General features: G+C 66.9%; 13 protein-coding genes and 1 riboswitch. Of the genes, 7 read left to right on the top strand and 6 right to left on the bottom strand.

Annotation, left to right across the window (positions count from 1 at the left end; translation table 11 throughout):
- Positions 1-94 precede the first annotated feature (94 nt).
- From AC5JBD_RS15705 to AC5JBD_RS15695, 3 genes are read left to right on the top strand one after another with little or no spacing between them, the layout of a single operon-like run.
- Complete coding sequence (locus tag AC5JBD_RS15705; protein ID WP_495722747.1) at positions 95-1,216, top strand: CaiB/BaiF CoA transferase family protein; 1,122 nt, start codon at positions 95-97, stop codon at positions 1,214-1,216.
- A 51-nt stretch (positions 1,217-1,267) separates the two neighbouring features.
- Positions 1,268-1,837, top strand: coding sequence for a LemA family protein (locus AC5JBD_RS15700; RefSeq protein WP_495722746.1), 570 nt, complete (start codon positions 1,268-1,270; stop codon positions 1,835-1,837).
- The gene (locus tag AC5JBD_RS15695) at positions 1,834-3,768 is read left to right on the top strand and encodes a DUF2207 domain-containing protein (protein ID WP_495722745.1); all 1,935 of its coding nucleotides are present in this window, start codon (positions 1,834-1,836) and stop codon (positions 3,766-3,768) included. The genes AC5JBD_RS15700 and AC5JBD_RS15695 overlap by 4 nt, the downstream gene beginning before the upstream one ends.
- Here AC5JBD_RS15695 and AC5JBD_RS15690 read toward each other — a convergent pair.
- Together AC5JBD_RS15690 and rpmE are read right to left on the bottom strand one after the other, a co-directional pair.
- Positions 3,727-4,287, bottom strand: a complete 561-nt coding sequence (locus AC5JBD_RS15690) for a GNAT family N-acetyltransferase (protein WP_495722744.1) — start codon at positions 4,285-4,287, stop codon at positions 3,727-3,729. The two genes, AC5JBD_RS15695 and AC5JBD_RS15690, sit on opposite strands and share 42 nt — an antisense overlap.
- Positions 4,288-4,298: 11 nt before the next feature.
- Entirely contained in the window at positions 4,299-4,529 is a 231-nt protein-coding gene (rpmE, locus tag AC5JBD_RS15685; RefSeq protein ID WP_495722743.1) for a 50S ribosomal protein L31, read from the bottom strand.
- Between the two features lie 99 nt (positions 4,530-4,628).
- Positions 4,629-4,789: riboswitch (cobalamin riboswitch) on the top strand.
- 98 nt (positions 4,790-4,887) lie between these two features.
- On the opposite strand from rpmE, the gene AC5JBD_RS15680 reads away from it, so the two are divergent.
- The 4 genes from AC5JBD_RS15680 to AC5JBD_RS15665 are packed head-to-tail and all read left to right on the top strand — an operon-like array spanning position 4,888 to position 9,215.
- Positions 4,888-6,789 carry a TonB-dependent receptor plug domain-containing protein gene (locus AC5JBD_RS15680; RefSeq protein WP_495722742.1) on the top strand — a complete coding sequence of 634 codons (1,902 nt, stop codon included), beginning with the start codon at positions 4,888-4,890 and terminating at the stop codon, positions 6,787-6,789.
- The gene (locus tag AC5JBD_RS15675) at positions 6,758-7,543 is read left to right on the top strand and encodes an ABC transporter substrate-binding protein (RefSeq protein ID WP_495722741.1); all 786 of its coding nucleotides are present in this window, start codon (positions 6,758-6,760) and stop codon (positions 7,541-7,543) included. Before AC5JBD_RS15680 ends, AC5JBD_RS15675 begins: the two co-directional genes overlap by 32 nt.
- A complete protein-coding gene (locus AC5JBD_RS15670; RefSeq protein ID WP_495722740.1) occupies positions 7,540-8,508 on the top strand; it encodes a FecCD family ABC transporter permease in 969 nt (322 codons plus the stop codon). Before AC5JBD_RS15675 ends, AC5JBD_RS15670 begins: the two co-directional genes overlap by 4 nt.
- Entirely contained in the window at positions 8,505-9,215 is a 711-nt protein-coding gene (locus tag AC5JBD_RS15665; RefSeq protein WP_495722739.1) for an ABC transporter ATP-binding protein, read from the top strand. The genes AC5JBD_RS15670 and AC5JBD_RS15665 overlap by 4 nt, the downstream gene beginning before the upstream one ends.
- On the opposite strand, the gene fabZ is transcribed toward AC5JBD_RS15665, so the two are convergent.
- The 4 genes from fabZ to rseP form a co-directional block, all read right to left on the bottom strand.
- On the bottom strand, positions 9,212-9,685 hold the full coding sequence (fabZ, locus tag AC5JBD_RS15660; RefSeq protein WP_495722738.1) for a 3-hydroxyacyl-ACP dehydratase FabZ: 474 nt from the start codon (positions 9,683-9,685) through the stop codon (positions 9,212-9,214). The two genes, AC5JBD_RS15665 and fabZ, sit on opposite strands and share 4 nt — an antisense overlap.
- Positions 9,685-10,278, bottom strand: a complete 594-nt coding sequence (locus AC5JBD_RS15655) for an OmpH/Skp family outer membrane protein (protein WP_495722737.1) — start codon at positions 10,276-10,278, stop codon at positions 9,685-9,687. Before AC5JBD_RS15655 ends, fabZ begins: the two co-directional genes overlap by 1 nt.
- A complete protein-coding gene (bamA, locus tag AC5JBD_RS15650; protein WP_495722736.1) occupies positions 10,278-12,995 on the bottom strand; it encodes an outer membrane protein assembly factor BamA in 2,718 nt (905 codons plus the stop codon). Before bamA ends, AC5JBD_RS15655 begins: the two co-directional genes overlap by 1 nt.
- A gap of 83 nt (positions 12,996-13,078) precedes the next feature.
- On the bottom strand, positions 13,079-14,188 hold the full coding sequence (gene rseP / locus AC5JBD_RS15645; protein WP_495722735.1) for an RIP metalloprotease RseP: 1,110 nt from the start codon (positions 14,186-14,188) through the stop codon (positions 13,079-13,081).
- Positions 14,189-14,193: the final 5 nt, after the last annotated feature.

The following is a 14,193-nucleotide window of genomic DNA, read 5'->3' as shown; positions in this document are numbered from 1 at the left end:
CCGCCAACCTCGAGACCGTCAACACCTATGAAGGCACGCACGACGTGCATGGCCTCATCCTGGGGCGGGCCATCACGGGGATCGCAGCCTTCTGATGGACAGGCCGCTCGCCGGCCTGAAGGTGGTGGAGCTCGCCCGCATCCTGGCAGGGCCGTGGGCGGGGCAGTTGCTCGCCGATCTCGGTGCCGAGGTGATCAAGGTCGAGCGCCCGGGCGAAGGAGACGATACGCGGCACTGGGGGCCGCCTTTCGCCGAGGATGGCACCGCGGCTTATTTCCACGCCTGCAACCGCGGCAAGAAGTCGGTCGCCATCGACCTCGACACCTCCTCGGGGCAGGAGCAGGTACGTGCGCTTGCGGCAAATGCCGACGTGCTGATCGAGAACTTCAAGGTCGGCGGCCTCGCCAAATACGGCCTCGATCATGCCAGCCTGTCGGCGCTGAATCCTGGCCTCGTCTATTGCTCGATCACCGGCTTTGGCCAGACCGGCCCCTATGCCGCCCGCGCCGGCTACGACTTCATCATCCAGGGCATGGGCGGCGCCATGTCGCTGACCGGAGAACCCGACGGCGCGCCGCAGAAATCCGGCGTCGCCTATGCGGATCTCTTCACCGGCCTCTACTCCACGGTCGCCATCCTGGCGGCATTGCGGGAGCGGGACCGGACGGGCCGCGGCGCGCATATCGACATGGCCTTGCTCGACACTCAGGTGGCGGTGCTCGGCAATCAGGCGCTGAACTGGATGATGTCGGGCAAGGTGCCGCACCGCATGGGCAACGGCCACGCCAATCTCGTCCCCTATCAGGCTTTCAAGGTCGCAGATGGCGAAGTGATCGTCGCGGTCGGCAACGACCGGCAGTTCGCCAGGCTCTGCGACATCCTGGGCCTTGCCGAACTCCCGCGGGACGAGCGCTTCCGCACCAATCCGGCGCGGGTGGTGAACCGGGCCGAGCTTATCCCTCTGCTCCAGGCGGCGATGCTGAAGCGCTCCCGGATCGAATTCTCCGAAGCACTCGAAGCCGGCGGCATTCCGGCCGGACCGATCAACTCCGTCGATGCGGTCTTCGCCGATCCGCAGGTCGTCAGCCGGGGCATGGCGCTTGAGGGCCCCCTCCCCGGCCTCGCCTCGCCGATCGTCATCGACGGCAGGCGGCAGGTGGCGGAGCGGCGCAGCCCTACCCTCGACCAGGATCGTGCCGAGCTGCTCGGCAGCTAGCCCAGGACGAGAATGGGACCTATGCTCCGCTCCTCTCGAGGGGAGGGAGACATGGGTCTGGAGGGATGGATCGCGGTCGCGGTCCTGGCAGTGGTCGCGATCTGGGGGATCGCCATTTACAACCGGCTGGTGCGGCTGCGCGCGCTGGTGAAGGAGAGTTGGAGCGGCATCACCGTCCAGCTCCGCCGCCGCGCCGACGTGGTGCCGAATCTGGTCAGCACGGTCGAAGGCTATGCCACGCACGAGCGCGAGGTGCTGACCGAGGTGACGGCGCATCGCACCGATCCGATGAAGGCGCGTGGCGTAGCGGCGACGGCTGAGGCGGACACCGCGTTCAGCGCGATGCTCGGCCGGCTGATGGCCGTCGCCGAAGCGTATCCCGACCTCAAGGCCGACGATAATTTCCGCCAGCTCCAGGACGAGCTCTCCGACATCGAGGAAGAGCTTCAGGGCGCGCGGCGCTACTACAATGCGACGGTGCGCGACCTCAACACGCGCATCCAGAGCTTCCCGGACGTCCTGCTCGCCAGGCCGATGGGCTTCTCCGAGGAACCCTTCTACACGGACGAGGACAGGTCGATCCAGACGGCGCCGGTCGTCCGCTTCGGCGCCAGGGCGTGAGCGCCATAAGAGGAGCGCTGCTCGCCTGGGCGGCGGCGCTCCTGATCCTTTTCCCCGCCGCCGCACGCGCCGATGAACGCATCCTCTCATTCGTCAGCGAGGTCGACGTGCAGATGAACGGCGATCTGCTCGTCACCGAGACGATCCGCCTCCGCGCCGAAGGTAACGACATCAAGCGCGGCATCCTCCGCGACTTTCCGACCCGGCAGCAACGGGACGGGCGCGTCGTTCGTACCGGCTTCGAGGTGATCGACGTCCAGCGCAACGGCAAGCCCGAGCCCTGGGACACCGAGAGCATCGACAACGGCGAGCGCGTCCGCATCGGCGACGCGGACGTGCTGCTGGACCCTGGCGAGCATGAATATCGGATCCGCTACCGCACCACCAAGCAGCTGCGACACTTCCGCGATTTCGACGAACTCTACTGGAACGCCACCGGCAACGGCTGGACCTTTCCGATCGACGTGGTCGAAGCGCGGATCCGCCTCCCCTCCCCCGGCCCGTTCGGAAACCGCGCCTTCTACACGGGCTTCGAAGGCGCAACCGAGCGCAACGCCGAGGTCTCCTACGAGGCGCCGGGCGAGATCAGCTTCCGCACCACCGAGCCGCTGGATGCCTATGAAGGCCTGACCGTCGCCGCCGCATTTCCGAAGGGCCTCGTGTCAGCCCCGCCGCCACGCTCCGCCGCGAGCTTGTGGCTGCAGCGGAAAGGCCCGATCGGCGCCGCAATCCTCGCCTTGCTGGGGATCGCAGCTTATTATTTTCACGCGTGGCGCAGGGCGGGACGCGGGCCTCGTGCCGGGACCATCGTGCCGCTCTTCTCGCCGCCCGACGATCTCAGTCCTGCCGAGGCGCGCTACATCGCCCGCCAGGGCTCATTCGATAACCGCACCCTCTCCGCCGCGATCATCAGCCTTGGCGTCAAGGGTCGCATCCGCCTCGTCGAGGGCAAGAAGAAGCTGTTCGGCCGAGGCGATTGGACCATTCAGAAGACGGGCACGGACAAGGAGCTGCCCCGCAGCGAATGGGTGGTGATGACCAACCTCCTTTCCGGCCGCAGCAGCCTGGTGATGGACGACAAATATCACTCCATTTTCCAGAGCGCGAAGAGCTCGCTGGAGAACAGGCTCAAGGCGGATCACGGCGCGAAGTTCGTGAAGAATAGCGAGTGGGCGTGGGGCGGACTTGTGCTGATGCTGCTCGCCGTATGGCTCGTGGCGGTCGTCACCCTGCTGACCGATCCGGAGCTCTACGCGCGCGGCACGGGCTTGTGGATCGCACTTGTCGTGCCGCTACTAGCCGCGGCCGCCGCCTATCTGGTCAGACGCTTCTGGAGCGGAAAGAAGTTCCGCCATGTCGCGGGGGCCGCCGCTGGCGTCGCCATGGGGGGCACCGGCTTTTTCCTGCTGATGGCGGTGTTCGGCATCGCCTCCGAGAATGGCGGTTTCCTGCCCATCGTCGCGCCGCTTCTGGCATTGCCCTTGGCCCTGTCGGCCTTCTGGTGGATGGCGGCGCCAACCCCGGAAGGACGCACGCTGATGGATCGGATCGCCGGCTTCCGCAAATATCTCGCGACGACCGAGGAGGAGCGGCTGGAGACGATGCATCCGCCGGAGAAGACCCCGCAATTGTTCGAGCGTTACCTGCCCTATGCAATCGCGCTCGATGTCGAGAATGCCTGGGCCGCGCGCTTCACCGCCGTGCTCGCTGCGGCGGCGGTGGCGGAGACGGCGAGCACGATGAGCTGGTATTCCGGCAGCGGCGATCCTTGGCGCAACACCGACCGGTTCGTCAGCGATGTCGGGTCTTCCCTGGCCAACTCGGTCGGCTCGGCCTCGACCGCGCCGTCGAGCAGCTCGAGCAGCAGCGGTTCCTCGGGAGGGGGTTCGTCAGGAGGCGGTGGCGGCGGCGGTGGCGGTTCCGGCTGGTAAGCGAGCCGGGCGGCGGAAAAGCAGGATCGGCTCGCCCTTGTAGACGGCCTCCTCGCATTTGCTGAAGCCACAGCGCTGCGCGAGGCGGATCGACGGCGCGTTTGCCGGGTCGATGATCGCGGTGATCTCCGATGCGCTGAGATTGTCGTCGGCCCAGGCGAGCACGGCTGCGAGCGCTTCGGAGGCATAGCCCTGCCCATGAGCGTCGGGTGCGAAGATCCAGCCGGCTTCCGGTATCCCTTCGATCGAGGGGGTCAGCTCGCGTTTGAAGTCGGCGAGGCCGACATGGCCGACGAGCAGACCGTCCCCTTTCCGCTCGGCGGCCCAATAGCCGTAGCCGTACATCGGCCAGAGCCCGCCCGATATCAGCAGGCGGCGCCAGGTCTCCTCACGCGCGAGCGGCTGGTTGCCGACATAGCGCACCGTCGCCGGTTCGGCCATGACGGCCGCCCAGCGGTCGAGATCGCTCTCGCGGAATTCGCGGAGGCGGAGCCGCTCGGTCTCGACGATCGGGACCAAGCGCCAGCCGCTTACTTCTTGCCGAGGGTAAGGCCGCCGAAGCGCTTGTTGAAGCGCGCAACCTGACCGCCGCTGTCCAGCATCTTGCCGGTGCCGCCGGTCCAGGCAGGGTGCGCGGTCGGATCGATGTCGAGCTGCAGCGTGTCGCCTTCCTTGCCCCAGGTGGAGCGGGTCTCGAACACGGTGCCGTCGGTCATCTGCACCTTGATCATGTGATAGTCGGGGTGGAGGTTGCTCTTCATCGTCGATGTCCTGAAATTTGGCTGGTTCCGACCAGCCTCAATGGGAGCGCGCGATCTACAGTCCGGGCGCCGGATTGACAACCCATGCTGCACCGCAATAGCAGCGGGAGCAGCGAAGGTGCCCTTCGGGGTGAAAATGGGAAGCCGGTGAGATTCCGGCGCTGTGCCCGCAACTGTAAGCGGCGAGGCCCCTCTTCTTAAGGAAGGGATCGGCCAGCGACCCGCAAAGTCAGGAGACCTGCCTTTCGCCGTCGTCCGCATCCGGCCGGGACCAGCCTGCGATGCGTGGCACCGCGCGAGGCCCCTGCCCCACGCGGTTCCTCCGTGACGACAGCGTGTGTCGTCATTGGAGGCAAATATGAATACGCTTATTCTTATAGCAGCCGCGGCCCAGCAGCCGCATCTTCCGGCCGAGCAGACGGGTGACGACGAGATCGTCGTCACCGCCTCTCTCGCCCCGGTGCCGGTTGACGAGGCGCCGGCATCGGTCACCACGTTCGACGCGGCGCAGATCGAGGCGCTGTCGCCGGTGTTCGCGGCCGACCTGCTCCGCCTGGCGCCGGGCGTATCGGTGTCCGTCTCCGGCGCGCAGGGCGCGCTGACGCAGCTCCGCATCCGTGGAGCGGAGGCGAACCACACTTTGCTGTTCATCGACGGCATCGCGTTCAACGATCTCGCCGCGGGTAACGAGCCGCGCTTCGAGACGCTGACGGCGGAGGGGCTGGGCCGGATCGAGCTCATTCGGGGCCCGCAGTCCGCTCTGTGGGGCTCCGAGGCCCTCGGCGGGGTGGTGGCGGTCAGCACCCCCGATCCGCTCGGCGAGATGCGAGGGACGGCTGCGGCGGAATATGGCAGCCACGATTTCGGCCGCGTCTCCGGTGCCTTCGCATGGGGAGGCACGCAGGCCGGCATTTCCGCCACCGCATCCCTTGCCCGCAGCGACGGCATCGACATCCTGGGCGGCGGCAGCGGCGATCGCGACGGCTTCGAGAACCTGACCGCCAGCATGAAAGGCATCGTTCGCCCCGCCGAAGCCTGGGAGCTCGGGCTGGTCGGACGTTACGTGCGACACGACTTCGAGTTCGACGGCACCGATGCACTTTTCCAGCGCGCCGACACGGCGGAGGCGTCCGAAACGGAGACCTACGCCGCGCGGGGATGGCTCGGCTACGGCCAGGACGCCGCCTCTCCCTGGGCGCTGAAGCTGGACGGGCAATATCTCGACAGCAATAATCGCAACCGCGACCAGGGGACGCGCACCAATGACAGCTATGGCCGCCGGAGCCGGTTCGGACTTCAGGCGGCGCATCGCTTCTCCGCCGGCGGCGGGCGGCACGAGCTGATAGTCGCAGCTGAGCGGGAGGACGAGGATTTTGGCACGCGCGACCACCAGTTCGGAGGCGCATCGGATCGCGACCTCACGCGCGGCCGCAACGCCTACGTGGGAGAGTGGCGGGCCCGGTGGGGTGATCTGCTGGTCACGGACGTGGCCGTGCGGCACGACGATTTCAGCCGGTTCGAGGACGAGACCACGGCCCGCGTCAATGCGGTGCTCAACCTCACGCCCGAAGTGGCGCTGCTCGCCGGCTATGGCGAGGGAATCGCGCAACCCACCTTCGTCGATCTGTTCGGCTTTGGCCCGGGCTCGAACTTCATCGGCAATCCCGACCTCAGACCGGAGCGGTCGCGTGGGCTCGAAGCGGGCATCCGCTGGACCGGCCGGAGAGCCTCGCTGGAGGCGGTGGCCTTTTCCAACGATCTCAGGGACGAGATCGTCGAGGACTTCAGCATCTTTCCCAATTACACGGTCGTGAACGTCGCCGGCAAAAGCCGCCGTCGCGGCGTCGAGCTGTCCGGCGAATGGCGAGCCACCGCCAGCCTGAGCATCGGCGGCAGCTACAGCTACTTCGACACGCGCGAACTGGAAGCGGATGGGGCGGATGCGCTGCGCGAGGTGCGGCGGCCGAAGCATAGCGGCAGCCTCTACGGCCATTGGAGCCCCGGCCCCGCCACCCTCGGCGCCTCGGTCGCCTATCTCGGCAGTCGCAAGGACCGCGACTTCGACCTCTTTCCCGCGCCGCGTGTGACGCTGGACGACTATGTCCTCGCTTCCGCGCGCTTTGCCTATCGCCTCTCGAATGCGCTCGAAGCGTTCGTGCGGGTCGAGAACGCCTTCGCCGCCGATTATCAGGACGTTGTCGGCTACAACACGCCCGGAAGGACGGCCTATGCGGGCCTTCGTCTTCGCCTCGATCCTTAGCCTGCTGCTGCTCGGAAGAGCGGAGGCTGCGCCGAGCCGCCTAGCCTCCCTCAACCTGTGCACGGACGAATTGCTGCTGATGCTGGGCGAGCCGCGCCAGATTGCGTCGGTGACGCATCTTGCCCAGAGCTCGGCCGAGACGCCGCTCTGGCGCCTCGGGCGGAGGCACCGGAAGAACGATGGCAGCCTGCTGTCGGTCGCAGGGCTGCGGCCGGACCTGGTGCTGAGCATGGGCGGCGGCGCGCGCGACCGGATGCGGATCGCGGAGCGGCTCGGCATCCGCATGCTCGACCTTCCATTCCCGCAGACCGTTCACGACATCGAGCGGAGCATTGCCCTGGTGGGAGTGGCGCTCGGACGCCAAGCGCAGGCGACGAAGCTGCTGGCAGCAATCGCGCAGCTGAAACGGAGCCGGCCCTCCGGCATGCGCGAAACGATCTGGCTGGGGGGTGGCGGGCGGAGTGTGGGCGCCTCCGGTCTCGCGGCCGAGTGGATGATGCTGGCGGGTTTTCGACAGCGGGCACTGCAGGGCGATCGGGTATCGCTCGAGCAATTGCTCGTCGCGCCGCCCGAGGTGCTGCTCAGGAGCGACTATCGCAGCGGTCAATATTCGGGCGAGCAGCGCTGGCTGGCGCACCCGCTGGCGAAAGGCACCCGCAGGTCCCGAACCATCGCCACGGACGGTCGGCGCTGGACATGCATGGGGCCGCTGATGATCGGCGAAGTGATGCGGCTCCGGAAGGTGCTGCGATGAGCGCCCGCGCCACTCTTATTCTGGCGAGCGGCCTCGCGGCCGTCTTCATACTCTCGCTGCTGGTGCCTTGGTCGGCGCTGGGAACCTTGTTCGAGCAGGATCGCGGCCTCGGCTTCGCCGTGCTGGCCGAGTTGCGGCTGCCGCGCGCCGTGCTGGCGCTGACTTACGGAGCGATGCTCGGCGCGTCGGGCGCGGCGATCCAGGGGCTGTTCGCCAACCCGCTCGCCTCACCGGATCTCACCGGCACGACCAGCGGCGCCGCGCTGGGAGCGGTCGTCACTGCCTACCTGTTTGGCTTCGCGGCGCCGATCGCGCTGTCCATCGGCTCGATCGCCGGAGCCTTGGGCGCGCTGCTCCTGCTGCTCGCGCTGGCCGGTCCGCGGGCGGAGACGGCGACATTGCTGCTGTCCGGCCTTGCGATCAGCGCCATGGCCGGGGCCCTCACGACGCTTGCGCTCGCGCTCGCCCCCTCTCCCTTCGCCTTCTACGATGCCTACGACTGGCTGATGGGATCGTTGGTAGACCGCAGCCTCGCCCAGGCGGGCTTTGCTGCCCTGCCCGCCTTTCTCACCATCGCGCTGCTGCTGCGCCTGAGGGCGCCGCTCGACAGCCTGACGCTCGGCGAGGAGGTGGCACAGTCGCTCGGCCATGACGTCACGATGCTGCGCCGGACGATCGTCTGCCTGACCGCGGTCGGCGTCGGCGCCTGCGTCGCGATCTGCGGCGCGATCGGCTTCATCGGCCTGGTCGCGCCGATCTTCGCCCGTCGCTTGACCGGCGGGCATCCGGGCCGCGCCGTGCTTCCGGCGGCACTGATTGGCGCGATCCTGCTGCTCGCCGCCGATCTTGTGGTGCGGACGGCGCCGCTCGGGCGGACGCTGCCGATCGGCGTGGTGACGGCGTTGCTGGGCGCGCCGTTCTTCCTCTGGCTGGTCGCCCACATGCGCTGGAAGCTCGCGCGATGACGCCGCTCCTCCAGGCGAGCGGCCTCAGTCTTCGAGGCCGGCTCGAGGAGACACGGCTTGAGCTCGATGCCGGCACGCTCACTTGCCTCGTTGGCCCCAACGGCAGCGGCAAGACGAGCCTGCTCCATGCGATTGCCGGCATTGGTTCGCCGGGGGGAAGAGTGCGGATCGAGGGCACCGATCCCCACGCTCTCCCTCCCCGTCTGAGGCAGCAGCTCTATTCCTACCTGCCCGCCTCTCGCGATGTCGCTTGGCCGCTCAGCGTCTCCGACTTGATCACGCTCGGCTTGGCTGAGACGGATACGCCGCGCGTCGAAGAACTGCTCCGCATCTTCGCCCTACAAGACATGGCCGGCCGACGGGTGGATCGCATTTCGACTGGAGAGCGGAGCCGAGTGCTGATCGCCCGCGCGCTCGCCGCCCGGCCGCGTCTGCTGCTGCTCGACGAGCCTGCCTCCAATCTGGACCCGCTTTGGCAGTTGAGGCTGATGGAGCTGCTCCGCACCGAGGCGAGAGCCAATGCTCAAGCCGTGCTGATGGCGGTGCACGATCTGGAGCTGGCGCGCGGCTTTGCCGACCGGCTGATCGTGATGGCCGGCGGCAGGATTGCGGCTGACGGGCAACCGGATGCCGTATTGGATGGTCCGGTTATACCGTCGGTGTTCGGGATCGAGCGGGGGGATGGCCGCTGGCGGCCGGTGGCCTAGGCCGAGGGTGGATCCGCGATCATCGCGGTGAAATTCGCTTCCGCCGCGAGCTTATCGCCGATCAGCGCCCGGCCGGCGAACTTGCAGACGCTGGCGCGCTTCTGAACGAACTCGACTTGGAGCCGAAGCAGGACGCCTGGTTCGACTGGCGTCCTGAACTTCGCCCCGTCGATCGCCATGAAATAGACGAGCTTGCCGGAGCCGGCGAGGCCGAGCGACTGGACCGCAAGCACGCCGGCGGCCTGCGCCAGCGCCTCGACGATCAGCACGCCGGGCATGATCGGCCGTCCCGGAAAATGGCCCTGGAAGAAGGACTCATTGATCGTCACCGCCTTGATGGCCGTGATCGACCTGTCGGGCACGATCTCCTCGACGCGGTCGACGAGGAGCATCGGGTAGCGGTGCGGCAGCGCCGCCATGACCGCGCGAATGTCGAGCGGACCCATGGCGGCGGAGCCTGCGTCCGACATTAGCGGCCGGTCGGCTGCTGCTGTTGCGGCTGCTGCGGCAGCGGCGCGACGGTGACGCTCGGCAGCTGCTGGTTGAGCTGCGCCAGCACGTCGTTGGTGACGTCGATGGTCGGAGCCGAGGCGAGCGTGCTGCCCTTGTCCACGATAATGGTCGCGCCGCGCTGCTGGAGCACGGTGTTCATGATCGGGCGGAGCCGCTCGCTGATTTGGCGGTTGACGTTCGCCTGGGTGGACTGGAGCCGCTGCTGCGCCTGCTGCAGCTCCTGGTTGGCGCTGTTTTCGCGGGTCTGGAAGGCGGTGATGCGTGCCTGAAGCGCCGCGTCCGGCTGCTTGCCGTTGAGCGCCTGAAGCGCCGTCTGCAGCGACTGACCTTCCGTCTGGAGCGGTTGCTGGAGCTGCTGGGCGCGCTGCTGGAGCTGCTGGACCTGCGTCTGGAGCTGGGTCGCTGCGGCGCGGCAGGCGGTGCATTCGGTGGAGACGCGGCCGATGTCGACTACCGCGACGACGGCGGGGCTGAGGCGCTGGGCCGGAGCGGCGGCGGGAATGGCGGTGGCGAGCGCGGCAAGCGCAACGCTGAAGAAGAGCTTGGTCATCAGAATGCGGTTCCTACGTTGAATGTGATCAGTTTGGTGTCGTCACCCTCGGCCTTGATGAGCGCCTTGGCGACGTCGATTCGGAACGGGCCGAAGGGTGAATTCCAGTTGACGCCGAAGCCGATCGAGACGCGCGGCTTCGCCGTGTTGCCGACGAACCGCTCCAGGAACGGGTCGATGCTGTTGGCGACGAGGTTCGAGCCGGTCGGGCAGCCTGCGGCATCATTAGGAATAGTCGTCGTCGTGCCGGGGTTGGTCGAGCCGGTGGGTGGCGGCGTGAAGCACTGACGCAGACCCGCGGCATCGAGGATCGGGCGCACCAGCGGCTCCAGCTTGCCGTCGCCATTGGCGTCGGGGAAGACCGCCGTCGGCAGCGGCTGCTTGACGCCGAACAGGGCACCGACATCGAGGAAGACCGACGGCCTCAGGCCCAGCTCGCGGGCGCCGGTGCCGAGCGGGATCTCGATTTCGGCGCGGCCGAGATAATAAGCGCGGCCGCCAAGGGCATCGTCGACAATCTGCCGGCGCTCCAGGATCGGATTGCCTTCCGCGTCGAGCCGGATGCGCTGTACGCGCGGGCCGATGCCGCGGATGTCGAAGCCGCGGATCTGCGGCTCGCCGAGGAAGAACCGGTCGGTCAGCCGGACCGGATCGATGCCGGGGCCCGGCGAATCCTCGAAGCTGTGGATGTAGCCGCCCTCGACGCTGGTCGAGAAGATGAAGCCGCTGCCCAGCGACCAGTATTTGGAGGCGTTGAGCTTCGACCTCAGATAGCGGACGCTGCCGCCGAGGCCGGCGAAGTCCTGGCTGAAGACGACGCGGTTGCCGGAGCTCGGGCGGATGCTGTTGTTGAGCGTGTTGTACACCAAAGAATAGCCGACGGAGGAGGTCGTCCGCTCGCCAAGCGCGTCGCACAGGAACCGGCCCGCGAGCAGCGGATCGCACTGGAGCGGCGCCGGACCGGGGCCGTCCGGATCCGAGAAGAAGGTGTCGCGATCGAGCGAGATTTCGTCGAGGTTGAGGCCGTAGCGCAGCGCCAGGGCGACATATTCGGTGATGGTAAGGCCCGCGCGCAGCTGCCCGCCGGTGGTCACCTGCTCGTAGGTCGTGTTGCGGCTGTTGTTGATGAAGTTGAAGCTCGAATAATCGCGGCGGTAGACGTCGAAGCCGACCGCGATGTTGCGGTCGAACAGATAGGGCTCAGTGAAGCCCAGCTCGACCGACTTCGAATAGGTGGAATAATTGACGCCGGCGCGCAGCTCCTGGCCCTTGCCCATGAAGTTGCGCTGGCGGATCGACAGATTCACCAGGAACCGCTCGAGCGATGAGAAGCCGGCTGAAAGCTGGAGTTCGCCAGTCGACTTCTCCTCAACGTCGAGACCGAGCACGACGCGGTCAGGCGCGGAGCCCTGGGTCTGCTCGACCTCCAGATTCTCCTGGAAGAAGCCGAGCGACTGGATGCGGTCCTGCGACCGCTTCACGGCCAGGCTGTTGAAAGGATCGCCCTCGGCCAGACGGAACTCACGGCGGATCACCTTGTCCTGGGTGACGGTGTTGCCGTTGATGTCGACCCGCTCGATATATTGGCGTGGCGCGTTCTCGATGTTGAACGTGACCCCCATCGTCTGCGACTCCTTGTCGCGGTTGATGCGCGGGTTCACGTCGGCAAAGGCGTAGCCGAACAGGCCGGCCGTCTCGGTCAGCGAGGTGACGGTGTCCTCGACCAGCTTGGCGTTATACCAGTCGCCGGCCTTCATCGGCAGGTTCCTGGAGAGGTCCACGGGCTTGAAGTCGCGGATATCGCTCTCGACCTTCACGTCGCCGAACTTGTAGCGCTCGCCTTCCTCGACGACGTAGGTGATGATGAAGTCGCGGCGATCAGGCGTCAGCTCGGCGACCGCGGAGACGACGCGGAAATCGGCATAGCCGTTGATCAGGTAGAATTGCCGGAGCTTCTGCTGGTCGAAGGCGAGCCGGTCGGGATCGTAGCTGGTGTTGCCCGAGAAGAAGCTGGTGATGCGCGCCTGCTTAGTCGCCATCTCGCCGCGCAGTTCGCTGTCCGAGAACTTCTCGTTGCCGATGATGTTGATCTGCTGGACGCGGGACTTCGGACCCTCCTGGATCTCGAAGACGAGATCGACGCGGTTCTGGTCGAGCTGGATGATCTTGGGCTCGACGTTGGCGGCGAAGCGGCCTTGGCGGCGGTAGAGTTCGATGATCCGGGCGACGTCGGCTCGGACCTTGGAACGAGTGAAGATCTGGCGCGGCGCGAGCCGGATCTCCGGCCGGATCTTGTCTTCCTTGAGACGCTTGTTGCCCTCGAGGACGATGCGGTTGATGACCGGGTTCTCGCGCACCTGGACGTTGATGTTGCCAGTGTCGGCCCCGCTGATCACGACGTCTGCGAACAATTCGGTCGCGTAGAGGTCGCGCAGCGCCTGGTCGAGCCGTTCGGCCGTATAGGGCTCGCCGACGCGGAGCGGCATGTAGGAGATGACCGTCTCGGGCTCGAGGCGCTGATTGCCGGTCACGGTAATCGAGCGAATGACCTGGGTCGGCTGCACCGCGGCCGCCGGAGGAGCCGCTTCCGGCGCGGTCGGGGCCGGCGCCGCGGTCTGCTGGGCCAGAGCGGAGGTCGATACCCCCGCGAGGAGGGCGCCGATCAGATAAGTCGAGCACAGCCGGCGGCTGCCGGAATACACCTTGTTCGCTGTCACGCGTCCCCGCCTCTAAACTCTTCGGCCGCTTCCACAATTGCGGCCTGTTTACCCTGTCAGCCCGCTGCCCTGCCTGATGATCGTCAGCCGATCAACCCGCCAAGCGCCTGCCACACCCCAAAAGACGCCAGGTCGTTCAACGTCACGAAGATCATGAGCGCGAGAAGGGCCGCTAGCCCGGTCCTGAACGCCCATTCCTGCGCCTCCGGTTTCAGCGGCTTACGCCTCACTCCTTCGATCAGGTAGAAGAGAAGATGACCACCGTCGAGCAACGGGATTGGCAACAAGTTGATGAACCCCAAATTAATCGAGATTATGCTCATGAACCACAGGAAATCGAGCCAGCCGAGGCTTGCCTGCTGCCCCGAATACTGAGCGATCTTGAGCGGACCGCCCATCTCCTTGACCGACCGCTGGCCGGTGACCACCTGGCCGAGCGTCACGACCATCATCTGGACGGTGTCCGCCGTCTGCCGAACTGCGGCGCCGACCAGTTGATGCGGCTGCAGCGGCACGATCACCCGGCCGGCGGGCGCGATGCCGAGCATGCCCATCTTCGCTTCATTGCCGAAATTGTCGCGCACCACCTGCGCGTCGGGAACGGCCGGAAGCGTCAGGGTACGGCCGGCACGCTCGATATCCAAGCTGAGCCGCTCCTCGGGACGGATGCGGACGAAGGCGGCGACATCCTCGAACCGGGTGATGCTCTGGCCGTTGATCTCGATGATGCGATCGCCAGGGAGCAGTCCCGCGCGGTCGGCGGCGGAGCCTTCAACCACGGCGGAAACGACCGGCGGCGTGCGCGGCTCGCCGTAGCTTGCGAAGACGCCGATGTAGATGACGATCGCGAACAGGAAGTTCACCAGCGGCCCCGCGGCGACGATGATGAAGCGCTGCCAGACCGGCTTGGACTGGAAGGTCTTGTTGCGCTCCTCCGCGGGCAGCGACAGCCATTCCTGAGACGGCGTGCTCGCCGGGTTCATGTCGCCGGCAAACTTGACGTAGCCGCCAAGGGGGAGCCAGCCGATCTTCCAGCGGGTGCCGTGCTTATCGGTCCAGCCGGCAATCTCGCGCCCGAAGCCGATCGAGAAGGCGTCCGCCTTCACGCCGAACCAGCGGCCAGCGAAATAGTGGCCGAGCTCGTGCACGAAGATCAGCGGCCCGATGACGAGCAGGAAGCTGAGCAGGGTCATGAGCA

The sequence above is a fragment of the Allosphingosinicella sp. genome, assembly GCF_059502505.1.
Note: the sequence above shows the minus strand (reverse complement) of the source record. Positions and strands in the feature narration are given on the sequence as shown.

Excerpts from the sequence above, each read along its gene's own strand:
- AC5JBD_RS15705 (WP_495722747.1), top strand. The coding sequence starts at position 95 with ATGGACAGGCCGCTCGCCGGCCTGAAGGTGGTGGAGCTCGCCCGCATC.
- AC5JBD_RS15700 (WP_495722746.1), top strand. The coding sequence starts at position 1,268 with ATGGGTCTGGAGGGATGGATCGCGGTCGCGGTCCTGGCAGTGGTCGCG.
- rpmE (WP_495722743.1), bottom strand. The coding sequence starts at position 4,529 with ATGAAGAGCAACCTCCACCCCGACTATCACATGATCAAGGTGCAGATG.
- AC5JBD_RS15680 (WP_495722742.1), top strand. The coding sequence starts at position 4,888 with ATGAATACGCTTATTCTTATAGCAGCCGCGGCCCAGCAGCCGCATCTT.
- AC5JBD_RS15675 (WP_495722741.1), top strand. The coding sequence starts at position 6,758 with ATGCGGGCCTTCGTCTTCGCCTCGATCCTTAGCCTGCTGCTGCTCGGA.
- AC5JBD_RS15670 (WP_495722740.1), top strand. The coding sequence starts at position 7,540 with ATGAGCGCCCGCGCCACTCTTATTCTGGCGAGCGGCCTCGCGGCCGTC.
- AC5JBD_RS15665 (WP_495722739.1), top strand. The coding sequence starts at position 8,505 with ATGACGCCGCTCCTCCAGGCGAGCGGCCTCAGTCTTCGAGGCCGGCTC.
- fabZ (WP_495722738.1), bottom strand. The coding sequence starts at position 9,685 with ATGTCGGACGCAGGCTCCGCCGCCATGGGTCCGCTCGACATTCGCGCG.
- AC5JBD_RS15655 (WP_495722737.1), bottom strand. The coding sequence starts at position 10,278 with ATGACCAAGCTCTTCTTCAGCGTTGCGCTTGCCGCGCTCGCCACCGCC.
- rseP (WP_495722735.1), bottom strand. The coding sequence starts at position 14,188 with ATGACCCTGCTCAGCTTCCTGCTCGTCATCGGGCCGCTGATCTTCGTG.